The organism is Amycolatopsis sp. EV170708-02-1, from assembly GCF_022479115.1.
Classification (GTDB): Bacteria; Actinomycetota; Actinomycetes; order Mycobacteriales; family Pseudonocardiaceae; genus Amycolatopsis.
Window position 1 is genome coordinate 4,615,469 of the sequence record NZ_CP092497.1, and the last position, 17,461, is coordinate 4,632,929.

Below are 17,461 nucleotides of genomic sequence, written 5' to 3' on the forward strand. Positions count from 1 at the left end.
CCGATTTCGCGGTGGTTCCGAATACCCGGTAAGAGTCCGAAAAACAAATGGAGTGATTTTCCGTGAACAAGCTTCGCGTCGCAGGAATCGGTTTCACCGCGGTCACCGCGCTGGCCCTGGCCGCCTGCAGCAGCAACGACAGCGCTTCGTCCGGCAGCTCCAGCAGCGCCCCCGCGCCCGCCCCGTCCTCGTCGATGTCGGCCCCGATGTCCAGTGCCGCTTCCGGTGACGGGGTCACCACCAACGCCGATGTGTTCGGCCCGGCCTGTTCGCAGCTCCCGCAGGGCAGTGCGCCGGGTTCGCTGGACTCGATGGGCCCGCAGCCGGTCGCCAGCGCAGCCTCGACCAACCCGCTGCTGACCAAGCTGGTCGCCGCGGTGAAGGCCACCAACCTGGTGGACACGCTCAACAGCCAGCAGGCCATCACCGTGTTCGCCCCGGCGGACCCGGCCTTCCAGGCGCTGGGCGACGCCAAGTTCACCGAGCTGGCGGGCAAGCCGGATCAGCTGGCCCCGATCCTGCAGTACCACGTCGTCGGCAAGCGGTACGACGCCAAGGGTCTGGAGTCCGCCAAGTCGGTGGAGAGCCTGAACACCGCCGGCGGCCCGGTCAAGATCGAGGGCTCCGGCGAGAACATGACCGTCAACGGCGCGAAGGTCCTGTGCGGCAACATCCCCACCAAGAACGCCACCGTGTTCGTCATCGACAAGGTGCTGACCCCGGGCACCAACAAGAACTAGGTCCCCGCCCCCAGGATCGCGGTGGTCACGCCTTCGGGCGCGGCCACCGCGATCCTCATGTCAGGGTACGAGCGCGGCGGCGTCCACATCGGTCACCACGAGCCGCAGACTCGCGTTCTCCCAAGGGGTTCCGGCCAGCACGGGGCGCAAAGCGGCCCCGGCGGCCTCCGTGAGCGGCGGGATCGGCACCTCCAGCGCGACCACGCGGATCTCGACGACGTGCTCGGAGACGTCGACGGCCATCACGTCGAGATCCCACGGCACCGCCGCCGCGGCGGCCGTGGTGGACGGCGTGGCCGCGCGCAGCCCCGGTATCCCGCGGAGGGTGCTGAGCAGTGAGGCGGTCAGTTCGGAACGTGCGGTCACAACAGTCCTCCACGGATTTCGATGTCCAAAATGGACACCGAGACGGCCGACGGGGTGAGCCCGGTCGCCTCGGTGACCGCTTTGCCCACGGCCCGCTGCACCGCCTGCGCGGTCGCGGCGGCCTGGTCCAGGCCGGAGAGCGAAAGGTCGATCTCCACCCGCACGTCCGGCGGGTCGTGCTCGACGAACGCGCGGACGCCTTCCGTGGGCGCCGGTTCGAGGCCCTTGATCCGCTGCCGCGCGATCCGCGTCAGCGAGCCGGCCAGCCCGCGCAGCCCGGGTTCCAGGCGGACCACGCCGGGGACCCGGGCCGCGGCGTGCGCGGCGACCGCCGCGACCACCGGCGGGGCGATCACCGTCTCGACCAGGTGCCGGGCCGGTGCCTGCTCACGCGTCATAGAGGTCCTCCACCACCAGGTCGAGCCGGGCCAGGCGGAGACCGATCCTGGCCCCCGCCGCCGCCGTGACCCGCTCGCGGACGACGTCCAGCGAGTCACCGTCGAAATCATGCGCGATCGCCAGGTTCAGCTCCACGTTCACGGCCAGCGGGTCGGCGACGTCCGGTGCGGGCAGCACCCGGCAGCGCCGCGCGCGGACACCGTCGACGGAGTCCGCGGCGAACCGCAGCACGGCCGCGACCGCCTGATCGCTCACCTGGACCTCGCCCGGCTCCGGGCTCGCCAGCGGCACCAGATCGCGACGCCGCACCTCGGCGCGGATCGCGGACATGATGCGGCTGGTGAGATCCGGCGACGGCTCGGCGTCGTCTTCGGCCAGTTCCCTGGTCAGCCCCCGCAGCACCAGAAGGCTCTCGCGGGCCGCCCGGCAATGCGGGCAGTCGAGTTCGTGCGCGTCCGCCCGGCCGGCGTCGACCTCGTCGAGCCGTTCCCAGACCTGTTCCACATCACGGCCGCACGGCAGCAGGTAGTCGCGGGTCGCGTGGTTCATCGCCATGGCGCCATCACCTCCGCCAACTGTGCTCGTGCTCGCGCGATGCGTCCGCGCACCGCGGTGGTGGTCGCCCCGATCGCCTTCGCGATCTCCTCGTAGGAGCGCCCGTGGACCTCGCGTAACAGCCAGCAGGCCCGTTGCTCGGCGGTCAGCTGGTCGAGTGCCCCGGTCAGCGCCGCCATCTGCGCGCTCGTCTCGGCCGCGCGATCCGGCCGTCCCGCCGAACCGGTGGACTCCTGCTGATCCAGCTCGACGTCGGCCACCGGCTTCCTGGCGCGGATCACGTTCAGGCACCGGTTGGTCGTCATCCGGTAGAGCCAGCCGACGAACGCCGCGTCCTCCTGCAGCTGGTCGAGCCGCCGCCAGGCGACGAGGAACACCTCCTGGACGACGTCCTCGGCGTCGCCTTTGTTCCCCAGCATCCGCAGCGCCAGCCGGTACATCGGCCCCTGGAACCGCAGGACGAGCTGCTCGTACGCGCGGATCTCGCCGTCGCGGGCGCGCGCCACGAGCGTCGCGTCGTCCAGCACCGTTTCGCCGGCCGCGAGTGGCTCGGTTCTCGCCGAAGTCGTCATCGAGCGCACCTGTGCAGCGCCGTCATGCCGAAGCTCCCTTCACCCCACCCGGGCAGGTGGTCACCCGTAAGACACCGCTTCCCCGGAAACGTCACGCGGGAAACCCGATCCAGCCGACCACGGCCCGGCGGATCGCGCACGCCGAAGTCAGGTGATCGCCCGGCGGCGGAACGCCCGGAGACCCGCGGGGGTGAGCACGACCAGCGCGAGGACCAGCGCGGACGCGCAGAGCCATGCGGGCAGGTGGGCGACTTCCGGGGTCAGCGCGCCGCGCAGGCCCTCGCTGACATAGGTCATCGGGTTCAGCGCGCACAGGGCGCGGAACCAGGGGACGGCGGTGAGCTCGGGGAACGGGAACTGGGCGGAGCCGGTGAACAGCAACGGCGGCATCACCAGCGAGAAGGTGACCCCGATCCGGGCGGGGGAGACGAGTGAGCCGATCGTCACCCCGGCCGCGCCGCCCGCCAGCGCGCCCAGCACCGTGTAGCCGAGTGCCGCCGGGAGACCGGCCGCCCGCCAGGACAACTCGCCGAGCACGAGCGCGCCGACCGGGACCATGAAGACGGCCGTGACCACGCCGCGCGACGCCGCCGCGAAGATCCGCTCGACGACGATCCAGGCGAGCGGCACGGGTGCCCGCAGCCTGTTCTCGATGGTGCGGGTGGCGAATTCCATGGCCAGCGGGAAGGACGCGTTCTGGGCGGCGGCGAAGAACGCGTTCAGCGCGACGAGCCCGGGCAGGAGCAGCCGCGCGTAGCCGGGCGGGGTGTAGCCGAGCGCGCCGAGGACCTTTCCGAACACGAGGAGCATCAGCAGGGGTTGCATGAGCACCTGCGCCAGTACGCCGCCGAGCTGCTTCCGGGTGATGAGCAGATCGTGTTCCAGCAGGCCCCAGAACACGCGCCACGGACTCGGGGTCATATACGAAGCTTACGCTTGCTGATTTTCGGTCAGGGAGGACCGCTGGACCTCGGGGTCGAGCACTCGCCACGCGACCGAATCGGCGATTTCGCGTGACTGTACGGACGGCACTTGTGATCCGATGGACGACACGCGTGCTTAGGCGGCCATCGCGTCCTGAGTCGCCGTATTGCCAAGTGTTAGCGTTGTATCATGAGTGAAGCCACGCAGGTCGCGGAGTCGGTGCGCTGGGCCGTTTCGCGGTTGTCGTCCCGGCTCCGCGCCGAGCAGCCCGGCGATGAGCGGAGCCTGAGCAGGCTGGCTTCGTCGGTACTGGCGAACCTGCGGCACAGCGGGCCGCTGACCGTCGGCGCGCTCGCCGCGATCGAGGGAGTGCAGCCGCAGTCCTTGACCAGGGTGCTCAACGCGCTCGAGACGGAAGGCCGCGTCGTCCGGCGTCCCGACGAGCACGACCGGCGGGCGCAGCGGATCGCGATCACCGAAGACGGCCGCGAAGCCCTGCGCGCACACGTCCGCGACGGCAACCGCTGGCTGGCCGCGGCCCTCGGCGAAACGCTGACCCCCGCGGAACGTGAGATCGTGCGGGTGGCGGCGGGATTGCTGCTCCAGGTCGCCGGCCACGGAGCCGTGAACGACCGCGGCCGGGGTGCCCCGCCGCCGCTCTGACCGGCCTCGCTTCAGCCGTGCCGGACGAGCGCGGGGTACTCGTCGAGGGTGATGTCGGTGGCGAACTTGTCGGTCACCCACAGCATCCCGCGCAGCAGGAGCCGTCGCCGGAACATCTGGTCGCGCAGTTTGATCCGCAGTGCGGTCGGCGGCGCGAGGAACGGCCCGGCGTTGGCGTTGCGGGCGATCTTGGCGTAGCCCGAGAACTTCTCGTCGTACCGGTGGAAGGCGAGTTCGTGGTCGCCGTCCGCGGCGGCGAGTTCGCCCGCGATGACGTACGCGGCCACGATGGCGAGCCCGGTGCCGAAGCCGCCCAGCGTGTTGCCGTACGCCGCGTCGCCGAGGAGCGCGACGCGTCCGGTGGAGTAGCCGTCCATCTTGACCCGGGCGATCGAGTCCAGGTAGACGTCGTCCGAGCGCTTCACCGCCTCCATCAGCTCGGGCAGCCGCCAGCCGCCGCCGTCGAACGCGGCGGCCAGGATCTCCTTCTGCCTGCCGATGTCGTAGCGGTCATAGCCGATCTCGGGCGAGGCGAACACGAAGAACGCGGTCGCCTTGGGCCCGCCGGTGGCGGCCATCCGGCCGGGCTCGTTGTACATCACGGCCGGGCCGCCGTCGGTTTCGCCGGTCTCGACCAGGGCGTAGTAGTGGCCGAGGTGCTCCACGTAGTCGGCTTCCGGGCCGAACGCCAGCCGTCGCACGGTGGAGTGGATGCCGTCCGCGCCGAAGACGAGGTCGAACCGCCTCGGGGCTTCGCGCTCGAAGGTGACGTCGACCCCGTCGGGGGTCTCGGTCAGCGAGGTGATCGAGTCGCCGAAGACGTACTCGCAGTCCGACGAGGTCCGGTCGTACAGGATCCGGGCCAGATCGCCGCGCCGGATCTCGACGTCGCCGCCGGTGAACTCGCCGGGCAGGACGGCGAGCGGCCGCTCCTCGGCGTCGATGATGGTCTGGTCGAGCCCGCCGGTCTGGTGCCGGTGGATCTCGTCGAGGATGCCCATGCGCTCCAGCACGGTGCGGTGGGTCGCGCCCTTGAAGTCGACCGCCTGGCCGCCGGGGCGCAGTTCCGGCGACCGTTCGACGACGGTGACCGCGTAGCCCTGGCGGGAGAGCCAGAAGGCGAGCGCGGGACCGGCGATGCTCGCGCCGGAGATGAGGACTGTCCTGTTCGTCATGGCAGGAGCTTCGCGGCCGGTGTTGACGAAGCGCTGACAGCCCGCTGACCGCTCCCCGTCAGCTCCAGCCCGGCAAGGGAAGGGTGAGTTGCCCGGGCACGTCCGGCGGCGCCGTCTCGTAGCGCGGTGGTGTCGCCGACAGCCCGATCGGGTTGCGGGTCAGCCGCACGGAGGTGCCGTCTGGCCGCGGGAGATCGACCGTCGGGGCCAGCCCGAGCCGTTCGGCCAGCGCGAACGCGCCCGCGACGTCGTTGACCTCCCCGGCGGGCACGCCTGCCGCGCTCAACTCCGCCGCCCACTCGGCCGCGGGGCGCCTGCCCAGGTGGTCTTCGAGCAGTGCGCGGAGCTCGCTCCGGTTCGCGACCCGGGCCGGATTGGTCGCGAACCGGCTGTCCTCGGCGAGTTCCGGCAGGCCGATGACCTCGCACAGCGCCGCGAACTGCCGGTCGTTGCCGACGGCGAGCGCGAGTTCGTGATCGGCGCAGGGGACGAGTTCGTAAGGGGCGATGCTGGGATGCCGGTTGCCCATCCGCGCCGGGACCGTCCCGCCGGAGGTGTAGGCGCTGCCCTGGTTGACCAGGGCGGCGAGCAGGCTGGAGAGCAGGTCGATCTCGACGCGCTGGCCCTGCCCGGTCCGGTCGCGGTGGCGCAGGGCGGCGAGGATGCCGACGCTCGCGAACAGCCCGGCCAGGACGTCGACGAGCGCGACGCCGACCTTCTGCGGTTCGCCCGCCGGGTCACCGGTGATGCTCATCAGTCCGCCGACGGCCTGGATGAGCAGGTCGTAACCGGGCAGCGCGGCGCCGCCGCCGGTGCCGAAACCCGTGACGGAGCACAGGACGAGGCCGGGGTTGGCCGCCAGCAAGGTTTCCGGGCCGAGGCCGAGGCGCTCCATCACGCCGGGCCGGAAGTTCTCGACCACGACGTCGGCCTCCAGCGCGAGCGCGCGGGCCTGGGCGAGGTCGTCCGGATTCCCGAGGTCCAGCGCCACACTCGTCTTGTTCCGGTTCACCGACTGGAAGTACGTCGCCTGACCGGTCGCGTCGTAGGGCGGGCCCCAGCTGCGGGTGTCGTCGCCGGTACCCGGCCGCTCGACCTTGATCACGGTCGCGCCGAGGTCGGCCAGCAGCATGGTGGCGAACGGGCCGGCGAGCACCCGCGAGAAGTCGAGGACGCGAAGCGGGCCGAGCGCGGTTTCGGACATGGACCCGACCCTAAGCGGCCGCTCGCTTCTTCGAAGTTGTGATCGCGCTCACGAACCCGATACTTTCCTCTAGGTACCTACTATCCCCAGGAAGGTAGCTTCGGTCGCGTCAACGCAACGTGATTCGAGGAGAGACCATGATCGTGGTGACCGGAGCGACCGGGAACGTGGGACGGCTGCTGGTGGAAACCCTTGCCGCCGCAGGGGAAAAAGTGACGGCGGTGTCGCGCCGGATCTCGGCGGCGGACGTGCCCGACGGCGTGCGGGCCGTGCAGGCCGACCTCACCAGGTCCGACGGATTGAAGCAGGTCTTCGACGGCGCGGATCGGGTTTTCCTGTTGACGTCGGGAGAATTCATGGCGGCGGGTGGCGACGTCGCGGAAATCATCGCGGCGGCCGGGGGAGCGCGGATCGTGCTCCTGTCCTCCCAAGGCGTCGGAACCGGGCGGCACGCGCCCGCGTTCGAAGCGGCGGTCAAGGCTTCGAGTCCGGAGTGGACAGTGCTGCGGCCGGGCGGTTTCGCGTCGAACGCCTTCCAGTGGGCGCCGGCGATCCGGGCCGATCGGGTCGTCGCCGCACCGTTCGGCGACGTCGCCTTGCCCGTGATCGACCCGGCCGACATCGCCGACGTCGCGGCGGCCGTGCTGCGGGAACCCGGGCACCACGGCCGGACCTACGTGCTCACCGGACCCGAGCCGATCTCGCCCCGGCGGCAGGCGGCGGACCTCGGCGAGGCGCTGGGCGAGCCGCTGCGCTTCACCGAACTGAGCGAAGCCGAGGCCCGCGCCGCGATGTCGGAGTTCATGCCGCCGGTGGTCGTGGAGGCCACGCTCTCCATCCTCGGCACGCCCACGGAGGACGAACTGCGGGTCAGCCCCGACGTCGAAAAGGTGCTCGGGCGACCGGGGCGCACCTTCGCCGAATGGGCGGCGCGGAACGCGGCGGCGTTCAAGTGACCATCGCCGTCAACCGGCGGCGAGCAGGGTCTCGATGTCGCCGGTGCTGTCCCGGTGGGCCGCGGCCATGAGCAGGCGGTGTGCGAGGTCCGGTTCGGTCTCCGGCGGGACGACCAGCAGGGTCAGCCGCCGCCTGCCCGCGGTGCCGATCACCGTCACGGTGTCGGTGTGCTGCGAGTGGAATCCTTCGAGCCGGACCTTGCCGCTCTCGACCGCGAGCCGGAGGGGAGCGGGTGGCCAGGCCGTGAGGTTGTAGGTCACCCGCTCGACGCGCTCCAGCTGGACGGCCAGTACCACCAGCAGGAACGGTAGTTCGGTGGCGAGGTCACGGGAGGCGGGCCACCACGCGCCGTCGACGTGTCCGGTCGCGGGCGCCGTGGGCTTGAGGCGCAGCCGGGCGACGTGTTCCGGATGAGCGGCGGTGTTCGTGGTGGGGACCGTCTTCATGGCGGTGCTCCGTCCCGGGCCGAGTGGCCGGATGGGGCCGAGGACGACGCGGACTCGAACGCTCGCGCACGGAATGCTCTCGGACACCACCGAGCCTACGCCGTCGCGGCCCACTGTGCTTAGACTGAGGTCTAATTAAGGGGCCCCACGTGGACCAGCTCACTCTCGGCGTCATTTCCCGCTCGCGCAAAGAAAACGAGCGGCGGGTTCCGATCCATCCGCGCCATCTCGAACGGATCGACCCGGATCTCCGGCGAAGCATCTATCTCGAACAGGGCTACGGCGACCGCTTCGGAATCCCGGACGAGGAACTGGCGCCGCTCGTCGCCGGCCTCCGCACCCGCGAGCGGCTCATCGCGGACTGCGACATCGTCCTTTTGGCGAAACCGCTCGCCGGTGACCTCGCCGATCTCCGGCCGGGGCAGATCCTGTGGGGCTGGCCGCACTGCGTCCAGGACGACAAGCTCACCCAGCTGGCCATCGACCGGAAGCTGACCCTCATCGCCTTCGAAGCGATGAACCATTGGCGCCGTGACGGTTCCTTCTCCCTGCACGTCTTCCACAAGAACAACGAGCTGGCGGGCTATTGCTCGGTGCTGCACGCGCTTCAGCTGATCGGCGCGACGGGCGACTACGGCCGTCGCCTTCGCGCGGTCGTGATCGGCTTCGGCGCGACCGCGCGCGGTTCGGTGACGGCGTTGAACGCGCACGGGATCCACGACGTGCACGTCCTCACCCATCGCGGCGTCACCGCGGTCGGGTCGCCGATCCACTCGGCGAACATCGTGCATCTCGACCACGACCTGAAGGGCCCGGCGGATCTCCGCCGTAGTCACGCGATCACCGAGGACGGTCGCGTGCCGCTGGCGGATTTCCTCGCCGGGCACGACATCGTCGTCAACTGCGTACTGCAGGACACCAAGGCGCCGTTGACCTTCCTCGACGAGGAGGACCTCGCCGCGTTCCGGCACGGAAGCCTCGTCGTCGACGTCTCCTGCGACGAGGGCATGGGGTTCAGCTGGGCCAAGCCGACGACGTTCACGGAGCCGACCTTCCAGGTCGGCGGCCTCACCTACTACGCCGTCGACCACAGCCCGTCCTACCTCTGGGACTCGGCGACCTGGGAGATCAGTGGTGCGCTCCTGCCGCATCTGAGGCAGGTGCTGGCGGGGCGATCCGCGTGGGCCGCCGATCCGACGCTCGACCGGGCGATCGAGATCAGCGAGGGCACGATCCGGAATCCGGACATCCTGGCCTTCCAGCATCGGTCGGCGGAGTACCCGCACGCGCACAGGTGAGCGGCGGGCTCGATGAGAAAGTTCTCATCGAGCCCTCATCGACGGCTCACCCTCGCCGGGCAGCCTGGGTGACATGCGAGTCCGAATCATCGTCCTGGCCGGGGTCGCCGCCGTCGTGGTGGCGGCCACCGGCACGTTCGCCGTCATCGCGGCCACCGCTGCCTCGCCACCTGACCTCGGTCCGGCCGTCATCGCCCCGGCCGGGCAGGTCGTCACCGGGCCGGGTGAAGCGGGGGCGCCGCCCGCCGTCGTCCCGCCCCGGCTGGCCGGGCACGACGACGACGTCGATGATGACCCTGATGACGCCGATGACCACTTCGACCTCGACGACTGAGCCGGGCCGTTGAGCGCCCGCGCCCGGATCCTCGCGTGGGTCCTGCTGGTCGTGCTGCTCGCGCTCGCCGGGTCGCTGCTGGCGACCCGGACCGTCCTGCACAACCAGCTGGACCAGCGCCTCGACAACGAGATCGCGCACGAGACCGGCAAACTCCGTGCCTTCCTGGCGTCGCCGGACGCCCGCCCGGCCGGGCAGCCCGCCACCGTCGAGGCGGTCCTCGGGCGCCACCTGGAACGGAATCTGCCCGAGAAGTACGAGACGTTCTTCTCGATCAGCGACGGTGTCGCGTCGAGGCGGAGCGCGATCGAGCCACCGGTCCGCCTGGACACCGACCCGAAGTTCGTCGCCGAACTCTCCCTGGCCACGAGCCCGGCGTACGGCACGGTCACCACCGCGGTCGGGTCCGCGCGTTACGGGGTCGTCCCGGTGACCATCGAGGGCTCACCGGGTCGCGGCGCGCTGGTGATCGTCGAGTTCGTCGACCACGCCGCGGGCGAGATCAACGACGTCGTCGGCGTGATGGCCGCGATGTCCGGGGCGGCGCTGGTGCTGGCCGGGCTGATCGGCTGGCTGGTCGCCGGCCGCATCCTCGCGCCGGTGCGGGAGGTGCGCCTGGCCGCCGAGCAGATCGGCGAAACCGATCTTTCCCGCCGGATCGAGGTCCGGGGCTCGGACGACGTCGCCGCGCTCGGACGCACCTTCAACACGATGCTGGACCGGCTCGAAAGCGCCTTCGCCGGGCAGCGCGACTTCATCGACGACGCCGGGCACGAACTGCGCACGCCGATCACGATCGTCCGCGGTCATATCGAGCTGATGGGCGAAGACCCGGAGGAGAACGCGGCCACGCGGCGCCTGGTCCTCGACGAGCTCGGGCGGATGCAACGGATCGTGGACGATCTGCTGGTGCTCGCCAAATCCGGCAACCCCGACTTCCTCGCACCCGGCGACACCGACCTCGCCGACCTCACCGTCGAGACCCTGGCCAAGTCCCGTCCGCTGGCCGACCGCGTCTGGCGGCTCGACGCGGTGGCCGAAGTGAAGGTCCACGCGGACGGTCAACGGCTCGCGCAGGCCTTGCTGCAGCTGGTCTCCAACGCCGTCCGGCACACTTCGCCCGGCCAGGAGATCGCCCTGGGCTCCGAGGTGACGGCGACGACGGCGCGGCTCTGGGTCCGTGACACCGGCGAAGGGGTCCCGCCGGATTCGAGGAGCCGGATCTTCGAACGGTTCAAACGCGGCAGCAACTCCAGCGGCGACGACGGGGCCGGGCTCGGCCTGGCGATCGTCGCCGCGATCGCCGAAGCGCACGGCGGCCGGGTGCTGCTCGACACCGTGCCCGGCGAAGGCGCGACATTCACCATGGAGATCCCCGTCGCGGAAGGTGCGGACCGGTGACCAGTGTGCTCGTGGTGGAGGACTCCGCCAGGATCGGAGCCTTCGTCGAGAAGGGCCTGCGGGCGCAGGGTTTCGCGACCCGCTGGGTCAAAACCGGCTCCGAGGGGCTGACCGAGGCGCTGACCGGCGCGCACGACCTGGTCGTCCTCGACCTCGGTCTCCCGGATCTCGACGGCTCGGATCTGCTGCGGGCGCTGCGCGCGGCGGGCCGGACGGTGCCGGTGATCATCCTGACCGCGCGGGACAGTGTCGTCGACCGGGTCGCCGGGTTGTCCGGCGGCGCCGACGACTATCTGGCGAAACCCTTCGCCTTCGAGGAATTGCTGGCGCGGATCCGGTTGCGGCTGAGGGGAAACCCCGAAGCCGAACCGGCGGTGCTGCGCGCCGGGGACCTCTCGCTCGACCTGCGCACCCGGCGGGTTTCGGTGGCGGGGGAGGAGAAGGACCTCACCGCCCGCGAGTTCGCGCTGCTGGAGACGTTGCTGCGCAACCGCGGCCAGGTGCTGTCCCGCGAGCAACTGCTCGGCGGGGTCTGGGGTTTCGATTTCGACCCCGGCTCGAACGTGGTGGACGTCTACATCCGTTACCTGCGCGGGAAGATCGGCGCCGACCGGATCGAAACCGTGCGGGGGATGGGTTACCGGCTCGGTGAGTCCTGATGAGACGGTTCTCATCGGGATCTCACGACGGTCTCTTTCACGGGCCGCACAGTGGTTTCCATGACCACGACATTGCTTCATCTCGCCGTCGATCTCGTCGCCGCCGTGATCCTCGCCTACGGTATCTACGCCCGTCGCCACCACCGCGGTGACCTCGCCTGCGCCTATCTCGCGCTGAACGTCGGCGTCTGCGTTTCGGTCGCCGTGCTGTTGTCCGTGTCGACCGCGAGCGCGCTCGGGCTCGGTCTCTTCGGCGTGTTGTCGATCATCCGGCTGCGCTCCGATTCGATCAGCCAGCAGGAGGTCGCGTACTACTTCGTCGCACTGGTGCTCGGCCTGGTGAACGGGCTGCCGTCCGCGGACTGGCGGATCGTCGCCGTCTTCAACGTCCTGCTGCTCGCCGTCATGTACGTCGCCGACCACCCGTCGCGCACCCGCGGCCCGCAGCGGCGGACGGTCGTGCTCGACACCGTGTATCCCGACGAGCAGACGATGCTGATGGAACTGCGGGCACGGCTCGGCGGCACGGTCGTGCGGCACACCGTGTCCGAAGTGGACTATGTCCGTGAGGTCACCGTCGTCGACGTCCGGTTCCGGCCGGACGCCGCCGCGGTCGTCCACGGTGCTCCGGCGGGGCACCGGTGAGCGGGCGCGGGACCGCCACCGTCGCGGCGGTGGCGAAAAGGCTTCCTTCGCTGTCTCTGGCCGAAGTCGTCGCCACGAGCGGGCTGATGAGCCGGACGGATCGCAAGTACGTCCTGCCGCTCAACGACTTCCTGGCCGTCGCCGACGTGCTGTCGCTCCGCTGCCTGGAGATCGGCGCGCAACGGGTGTTCGGCTACTCGTCGACCTATTTCGACACGCCGGACCTGGCGATCTTCCGCGCGCACCGGCAGGACCGCCGTCGCCGGTTCAAGATCCGCACGCGGACCTACACCGACTCGGCCGACACCTACTGCGAGCTCAAGGTCAGCGGACGGCGCGACGAAACGGTCAAGGTCCGCCGCCCGCATCCGGCCGAGGCGGCGCACGGCCTGACCGCGTCCGCGCTGACGTTCCTCGACGACGCCCTCACCGCCGCCTACGGCCGCCCCGCGCCCAGGCCACTGATCCCCGCGCTGGTCACCGACTACCGGCGGACCACTCTCGTCACCGCCGACACGCGGATCACCTGCGACACGTCACTGGTCTGGCGTTCCGGCCCGCGGAGCCTGGCGGCCGGTGACGACCTGGTGCTGCTGGAGGTGAAGTCGGCTTCCGACCGCAACAGCGTCACCGAAGCGCTGGCGAAGCTGCGGATCCGGGAGCAGTCGGTGAGCAAGTACTGCGCGGGCCTGGTGGCGCTGGGGCTGGCGACCGGCGGGAACCGGTGGCGGCCGGCGCTGCGGCGGCTCGGGGTGGCGTAACGATCGCGGCACCGGCGCCGACCCTTGCTTTCGGGTTTCCGAGCGAGGGAGGACGAACATGAGGACCAGGGAGAAGGCCGCGCTCGCCGTGGCGGGGCTGGCCGTCGCGGCGGCCGGGGGCACGGTGTTCGCCGGGACGTCCGGCGCCGTCGGCCCGTCGCCGGCGCCGAGCGTGCAGGCCGCGGAGACGTCGTGCGTGACCGACGGCGCCGGGATGTGCACCGTGCAGCACGCGCTGGGCGCGGTCCCGGCGGTGGTGGTCGTCTCGGCGAACACACCGGGGCAGTTCAACGCGTACATGCTGAACACGGTGCAGGGTTCGTACACGGCCACCACGTTCAAGGTGCGGGCGATGTTCGACCAGACCACGCCGAAGGTGGGCGGGGCGATCTGGTTCAGCTATGCGGCCTATGGCGGGGCGCCGGTGACGAGCAGCCCGACCCCGACCCCGACGAAGACCACGCCGACCTCACCAACGCGACCGCCCACCACGACACAGGAGCCGACAACGACGCCTCCTGGCACGACCACCCTGGGAGGTGGCTCGGGCCTGGGCAGCTGACCGTCCAAAGAGGACCGGTAATCGACTACCGGGGCCGCGGCGGCCGGTCGTCCAGCTCGTCGGACAGGATCGCGTCGATCCGGAGACCGGCTCGCCGCAGTACCCGGATGCTCGCCCTCAGTGACAACACGATGGCGACGACCGCCACGACACCGAGCCCGATGGCGACCGGATTCGCCACGAGCGCCTCCCTGCCCGACGGGCCCGGACGGCGTGCCGCCCGGCGCTGGTCCCTGAAACCTAGACGAGACGGCTTTGCCCGGCGTCGGAAACCAGCTGATCGGCCTAGGCGATCGGGGCAGGTGAACGCTGTGATAGCTTGGAGCGAACTGGGACTTCTGTGCGTTCGCAAACCCGCTGTTCGGGCTGGGACTGCTCCCGCGGAGGTGTCAGGGCACCGTTGGGGCCGGTAGCTCAGTTGGTTAGAGCAGGGGACTCATAATCCCTTGGCCGTCGGTTCGAGCCCGACCCGGCCCACCACATCGACATCGTCGCCGACCTGCCGGGATGTTAGCCCCTCGGCGGCAATTTCGACTCGGCGTTAATCGCGGTTGCTTACGTTTGCTCCGGTGTGCCGATAGTAGGAGAAAGTGCTTTGCGGAGCCGGTGGGTGGTGTAACAGCCTTTCTGCTTCCTCGTCACAACCGCTGTGGTGGGGGACTTCAGTAGCTTTGGAGCCCTTCGCTTCCATAGCTGGACAAGCTGGGTGTGATTCGTGTTCTCGAGCAGAAGGCCGGCGACGTACACGGTTTCACCCTCGCACTGCGCATCTTGGAATCGACGCGGTCACTTCAGGCGGTGAACTTGAGGTAGGGCGTGGCGTACCCGATGGAGCCACGAGCCCGGCGTCGTGCTGGTGTTTGGCGAGTTCGATCTGTTCGGGGCCGTGGGTGTACTCGTTGTCCGCTTTGGCTTCGAACAACCCGGCGTCGGGCGGAGACCTTGGTTCGGGTCCAAGCGGGGAGCAAAGCCCAGGTCAGATTTGCCGCCTGTCCAGCGCTCCCGTTGACGCCGCCTACCTGCGGCATCAACGGCTTCCGATCGGGTCAACTGAGCGCCGGGGTTCCGTCGAGGTGCGCGAGGCGCGATGAAGATGGCGGCTGCGCGTGGTACTCCCGCGTGGCCGGTTTCGGCGGTCCGTATCGCCTTGCGGGAAGTGGAGTCGTTCAGGAGGAACCTCCTGGCGTGCGAGAACAGCAAACTTGAACCCCTCACTGCCAGTCAGGTTTGGGCAGGGTGCTGACCTGCGGTTATCGAGAACCTGCTGGTCGGCTGGAGTGGTTGTGGTCTGAAGTGGCCACACTCGTGGCACAGCCCCTGCAGGGCCTGCTAGAAGAGCGGGTCGTGGCAACCGCTCCCGGGACACGGCTAGCTGCCGGCGCCGTAGCGCTCGCTGGGTGCCCGTGCGGGGCTATCTTACGTGCTGGAGGAGGGGGTAAATCGTGACCGAGACCGACGTCTTCTCGGTGGTGATGCCTGACGTGCCGGTGGTGGACGTGGTGTTCCTGCATGGTCTGGGTGGGGATGCGCGCGCGACGTGGATGAACGGTGAGGCGTTTTGGCCGGACTGGCTGGGTCAGGACGTGCCTGGTGTGGCGGTGTGGTCGGTGGGGTACGCGGCCTCGCCGTCGGGATGGCTGGGGCGGGCGATGCCGATTCAGGATCGGGCGGTCAACGTTCTGGCGGCTTTGCAGAACGTGGGTGTGGGCGAGCGCCCGCTGGTGTTCGTGACTCACAGTATGGGCGGGCTGTTGGCCAAGCAGATGCTGCGGCACGCGGACAGCAGCTCCACGTTCGCGTCGTTCGCCGCTATGGCGCGCGGTGTGGTGTTTCTGGCCACCCCGCACACCGGCGCCGACATGGCCAAGGTCCTGACCGGTTTGAAGACTGTGTTGCGCACGACCGCGGCCGGAAAGGATCTGGCGCGCAATGCCGCACATTTGCGAGATCTGAATGTGTGGTACAGGCATTGGGTGTTCAAGACCGGCATCGTGAGCCTTGCGTTCTTCGAGGCGAACAAGACACTCAGTGTGCAGGTCGTGGACGCGGGCTCCGCCGACCCTGGTGTGGCCGGTGCGGACCCGATCGCGATCGACGCCGACCACTTCACGATTTCCAAACCGGCTGGCCGCGGCTCGGTGGTCTACGGCCAGGTGCAACGCTTCCTGACCGGGATCCGTGATACCACGCCGCCGTCCACGACGACTCGTGCGGCGTCGACGACACGACCGCCGCGCCCAGGCGACACCGCTACAGGGTATCTGGATGCCTCTCAGCTGGAGGGCTCGCAGCACGCGATCCTGGCCGATGTTCCTCCGGCGGAGTCAGCGTTGTTTGTAGTACGTGGTGAGGAGTTGCGGCGTCTGGATACACCCGAGCCCCACCCACCGTATCTGGCCGATGCGGCGCCACTGAACCAGATTCTGTCCGAACTGGACGGACTGGTCGGGCTAGTCGAGGTAAAGAACGCCGTGCGCGGCTTTGTCGCGCTCGCCGAGCTACGCCGATTGCAGCCGAACGGCCGAGGGCGACCGGTCGCCCCGCATTTGCTGTTCGTCGGGCCTCCCGGCACCGGCAAGACAATCGTGGCTGGCTTGACAGGTCGGGTGCTCGCCGAGGTTGGCCTGCTGGCCAAGGGGCATCTGGTGGTCGCGAGCCGTCGCGATCTGGTGGCAGGCTATGTCGGCCAGACGGCGATCAAGACCAGGGAGACGGCCCTAAAGGCGCTGGATGGCGTGTTGTACATCGACGAGGCCTACGCGCTGGGCCAGGCGAACGACTTCGGCCAGGAGGCGGCGACCGAGCTGGTCGCCATCATGGAGGAGTACCGGGGCAGGCTTGTGGTGATCGCCGGAGGCTATGCGGAGCTGATGGAAGGGTTTTTGCGCCTCAACGAAGGGCTGGACTCGCAATTCGGCGAGCGATGGATCTTCCCTGAATTCACGTCCGCGGAACTGTGCCAGAACTTCGAGCAGCTTGCCCAGGCGCGCGGCTATCAGTTGGCAGCGGGCACCTTGGCGCGAGCTGCACAGTGGCTGGAGGAACTGAGAGAAAGAGCCGAATCACAAGGCCTCGAGTTCGGGAATGCTCGGGCGGTGCGCGACCTGTTCAGCAGGACCGAGCGTCGGTTCGCCGCGCGTATCATGCGGCTGCCGATAGTCGAGCTTGCTGCGGCGGTCCACACGATCGAGGCCGTAGACGTACCCGACTCGGACACAAGCTGACCTCGGTAGACGGCCATGTCGTCTGCCCAGTGTGCGCAGAACCGGGCAGATTGCAGGGGCTTTCTGTTCGCACGGTCGCGAACGCCCTTCGCGCCGCACACAACACGATCACTTATCACTTCGGGTCCCGCGCCGAACTCCTGGAGACGATCTGCACTCACCCGGCCGAGGCCGCTCGACGCGAGAACGGGCGATGGAATCGTTCTTGACCATCACCCAAACGCCACGTTGGAGAAGATCGCGATCGCAAGTGTTCCCTCGAAGCGGGACCGGTTCTCGAACTCTGAAAGCCGCCCGATCTGGACCGCGTCCTTCGAAGCCTGCGCCCTCGCGGCTCGAGAACCGGACACGGGCTTCCGCCGGAGACACGGGAATCGATAGTGGTCACGCGGGTACGAGGCCGATCCGCTCGGTGAGGACAACCCAGTCGCCTACGCGGTCACGGCGAAGAGCGTTGACATCGTGTGTGAGGCCGGCACGGCTGCGGACGCCACCTGAAGACATGCGAGGGTGGCCTAGCTGGATACGGTTACCGGTTTAGGGCGTGTACTGCGGCTCTTTCTCATGATCGTGTGC

General features: G+C 69.4%; 20 protein-coding genes and 1 tRNA gene. 12 read left to right on the plus strand and 9 right to left on the minus strand.

The genetic code is table 11. From position 1 onward, the window contains the following. Positions 1-62: 62 nt before the first annotated feature. Complete coding sequence (locus MJQ72_RS20885; protein WP_240601052.1) at positions 63-740, plus strand: fasciclin domain-containing protein; 678 nt, start codon at positions 63-65, stop codon at positions 738-740. Positions 741-800: 60 nt separating this feature from the next. Here the strand turns inward: MJQ72_RS20885 and MJQ72_RS20890 are convergent, their stop codons facing one another. The 5 genes from MJQ72_RS20890 to MJQ72_RS20910 all read right to left on the minus strand — a co-directional run bounded on the left by MJQ72_RS20890 (position 801) and on the right by MJQ72_RS20910 (position 3,553). Then, positions 801-1,106, minus strand: a complete 306-nt coding sequence (locus MJQ72_RS20890; RefSeq protein WP_240601053.1) for a hypothetical protein — start codon at positions 1,104-1,106, stop codon at positions 801-803. Then, positions 1,103-1,504, minus strand: a complete 402-nt coding sequence (locus MJQ72_RS20895) for an Asp23/Gls24 family envelope stress response protein (protein ID WP_240601054.1) — start codon at positions 1,502-1,504, stop codon at positions 1,103-1,105. Before MJQ72_RS20895 ends, MJQ72_RS20890 begins: the two co-directional genes overlap by 4 nt. Then, positions 1,494-2,060 (minus strand): Asp23/Gls24 family envelope stress response protein, encoded by a 567-nt coding sequence (locus tag MJQ72_RS20900; RefSeq protein ID WP_240601055.1) that lies wholly within the window; start codon positions 2,058-2,060, stop codon positions 1,494-1,496. The genes MJQ72_RS20895 and MJQ72_RS20900 overlap by 11 nt, the downstream gene beginning before the upstream one ends. Next, positions 2,051-2,632: an RNA polymerase sigma factor gene (locus MJQ72_RS20905; protein WP_240601056.1), complete on the minus strand. Its 582-nt coding sequence runs from the start codon at positions 2,630-2,632 to the stop codon at positions 2,051-2,053. Before MJQ72_RS20905 ends, MJQ72_RS20900 begins: the two co-directional genes overlap by 10 nt. Positions 2,633-2,779: 147 nt before the next feature. Further along, positions 2,780-3,553, minus strand: a complete 774-nt coding sequence (locus tag MJQ72_RS20910) for an ABC transporter permease (RefSeq protein ID WP_240601057.1) — start codon at positions 3,551-3,553, stop codon at positions 2,780-2,782. A gap of 192 nt (positions 3,554-3,745) precedes the next feature. Here MJQ72_RS20910 and MJQ72_RS20915 point away from each other — a divergent pair, with 192 nt between their 5' ends. Further along, positions 3,746-4,219, plus strand: coding sequence for a MarR family winged helix-turn-helix transcriptional regulator (locus MJQ72_RS20915; protein ID WP_240601058.1), 474 nt, complete (start codon positions 3,746-3,748; stop codon positions 4,217-4,219). A gap of 11 nt (positions 4,220-4,230) precedes the next feature. On the opposite strand, the gene MJQ72_RS20920 is transcribed toward MJQ72_RS20915, so the two are convergent. Further along, entirely contained in the window at positions 4,231-5,394 is a 1,164-nt protein-coding gene (locus MJQ72_RS20920; RefSeq protein WP_240601059.1) for an FAD-dependent monooxygenase, read from the minus strand. 58 nt (positions 5,395-5,452) lie between these two features. Then, on the minus strand, positions 5,453-6,598 hold the full coding sequence (locus tag MJQ72_RS20925; protein WP_240601060.1) for a CaiB/BaiF CoA-transferase family protein: 1,146 nt from the start codon (positions 6,596-6,598) through the stop codon (positions 5,453-5,455). A 137-nt stretch (positions 6,599-6,735) separates the two neighbouring features. Here MJQ72_RS20925 and MJQ72_RS20930 point away from each other — a divergent pair, with 137 nt between their 5' ends. Continuing rightward, positions 6,736-7,554 (plus strand): NAD(P)H-binding protein, encoded by an 819-nt coding sequence (locus MJQ72_RS20930; protein WP_240601061.1) that lies wholly within the window; start codon positions 6,736-6,738, stop codon positions 7,552-7,554. Between the two features lie 9 nt (positions 7,555-7,563). Here the strand turns inward: MJQ72_RS20930 and MJQ72_RS20935 are convergent, their stop codons facing one another. Continuing rightward, the gene (locus MJQ72_RS20935; protein ID WP_240601062.1) at positions 7,564-8,001 is read right to left on the minus strand and encodes a DUF5994 family protein; all 438 of its coding nucleotides are present in this window, start codon (positions 7,999-8,001) and stop codon (positions 7,564-7,566) included. Between the two features lie 149 nt (positions 8,002-8,150). Between MJQ72_RS20935 and MJQ72_RS20940 the strand changes: the two genes are divergently transcribed. From MJQ72_RS20940 to MJQ72_RS20970, 7 genes are all read left to right on the plus strand, one after another. Continuing rightward, positions 8,151-9,299: a N(5)-(carboxyethyl)ornithine synthase gene (locus MJQ72_RS20940; protein ID WP_240601063.1), complete on the plus strand. Its 1,149-nt coding sequence runs from the start codon at positions 8,151-8,153 to the stop codon at positions 9,297-9,299. Between the two features lie 73 nt (positions 9,300-9,372). Beyond that, a complete protein-coding gene (locus MJQ72_RS20945) occupies positions 9,373-9,633 on the plus strand; it encodes a hypothetical protein (protein ID WP_240601064.1) in 261 nt (86 codons plus the stop codon). 9 nt (positions 9,634-9,642) lie between these two features. Continuing rightward, positions 9,643-11,034 (plus strand): cell wall metabolism sensor histidine kinase WalK, encoded by a 1,392-nt coding sequence (locus tag MJQ72_RS20950; RefSeq protein ID WP_240601065.1) that lies wholly within the window; start codon positions 9,643-9,645, stop codon positions 11,032-11,034. Next, positions 11,031-11,693, plus strand: a complete 663-nt coding sequence (locus MJQ72_RS20955; protein WP_240601066.1) for a response regulator transcription factor — start codon at positions 11,031-11,033, stop codon at positions 11,691-11,693. The genes MJQ72_RS20950 and MJQ72_RS20955 overlap by 4 nt, the downstream gene beginning before the upstream one ends. Positions 11,694-11,753: 60 nt before the next feature. Continuing rightward, positions 11,754-12,338 carry a DUF4956 domain-containing protein gene (locus MJQ72_RS20960; protein WP_240601067.1) on the plus strand — a complete coding sequence of 195 codons (585 nt, stop codon included), beginning with the start codon at positions 11,754-11,756 and terminating at the stop codon, positions 12,336-12,338. After that, positions 12,335-13,099: a polyphosphate polymerase domain-containing protein gene (locus MJQ72_RS20965; protein WP_240601068.1), complete on the plus strand. Its 765-nt coding sequence runs from the start codon at positions 12,335-12,337 to the stop codon at positions 13,097-13,099. Before MJQ72_RS20960 ends, MJQ72_RS20965 begins: the two co-directional genes overlap by 4 nt. Positions 13,100-13,157: 58 nt before the next feature. Then, complete coding sequence (locus tag MJQ72_RS20970; protein ID WP_240601069.1) at positions 13,158-13,661, plus strand: hypothetical protein; 504 nt, start codon at positions 13,158-13,160, stop codon at positions 13,659-13,661. Between the two features lie 25 nt (positions 13,662-13,686). Here the strand turns inward: MJQ72_RS20970 and MJQ72_RS20975 are convergent, their stop codons facing one another. Beyond that, positions 13,687-13,842: a hypothetical protein gene (locus MJQ72_RS20975; RefSeq protein WP_240601070.1), complete on the minus strand. Its 156-nt coding sequence runs from the start codon at positions 13,840-13,842 to the stop codon at positions 13,687-13,689. Between the two features lie 222 nt (positions 13,843-14,064). Between MJQ72_RS20975 and MJQ72_RS20980 the strand changes: the two genes are divergently transcribed. Both MJQ72_RS20980 and MJQ72_RS20985 read left to right on the plus strand, forming a co-directional pair. Further along, positions 14,065-14,141 (plus strand) — tRNA-Ile (locus MJQ72_RS20980). Between the two features lie 962 nt (positions 14,142-15,103). Further along, a complete protein-coding gene (locus MJQ72_RS20985) occupies positions 15,104-16,885 on the plus strand; it encodes an AAA family ATPase (RefSeq protein WP_240601071.1) in 1,782 nt (593 codons plus the stop codon). Positions 16,886-17,461 lie beyond the last annotated feature (576 nt).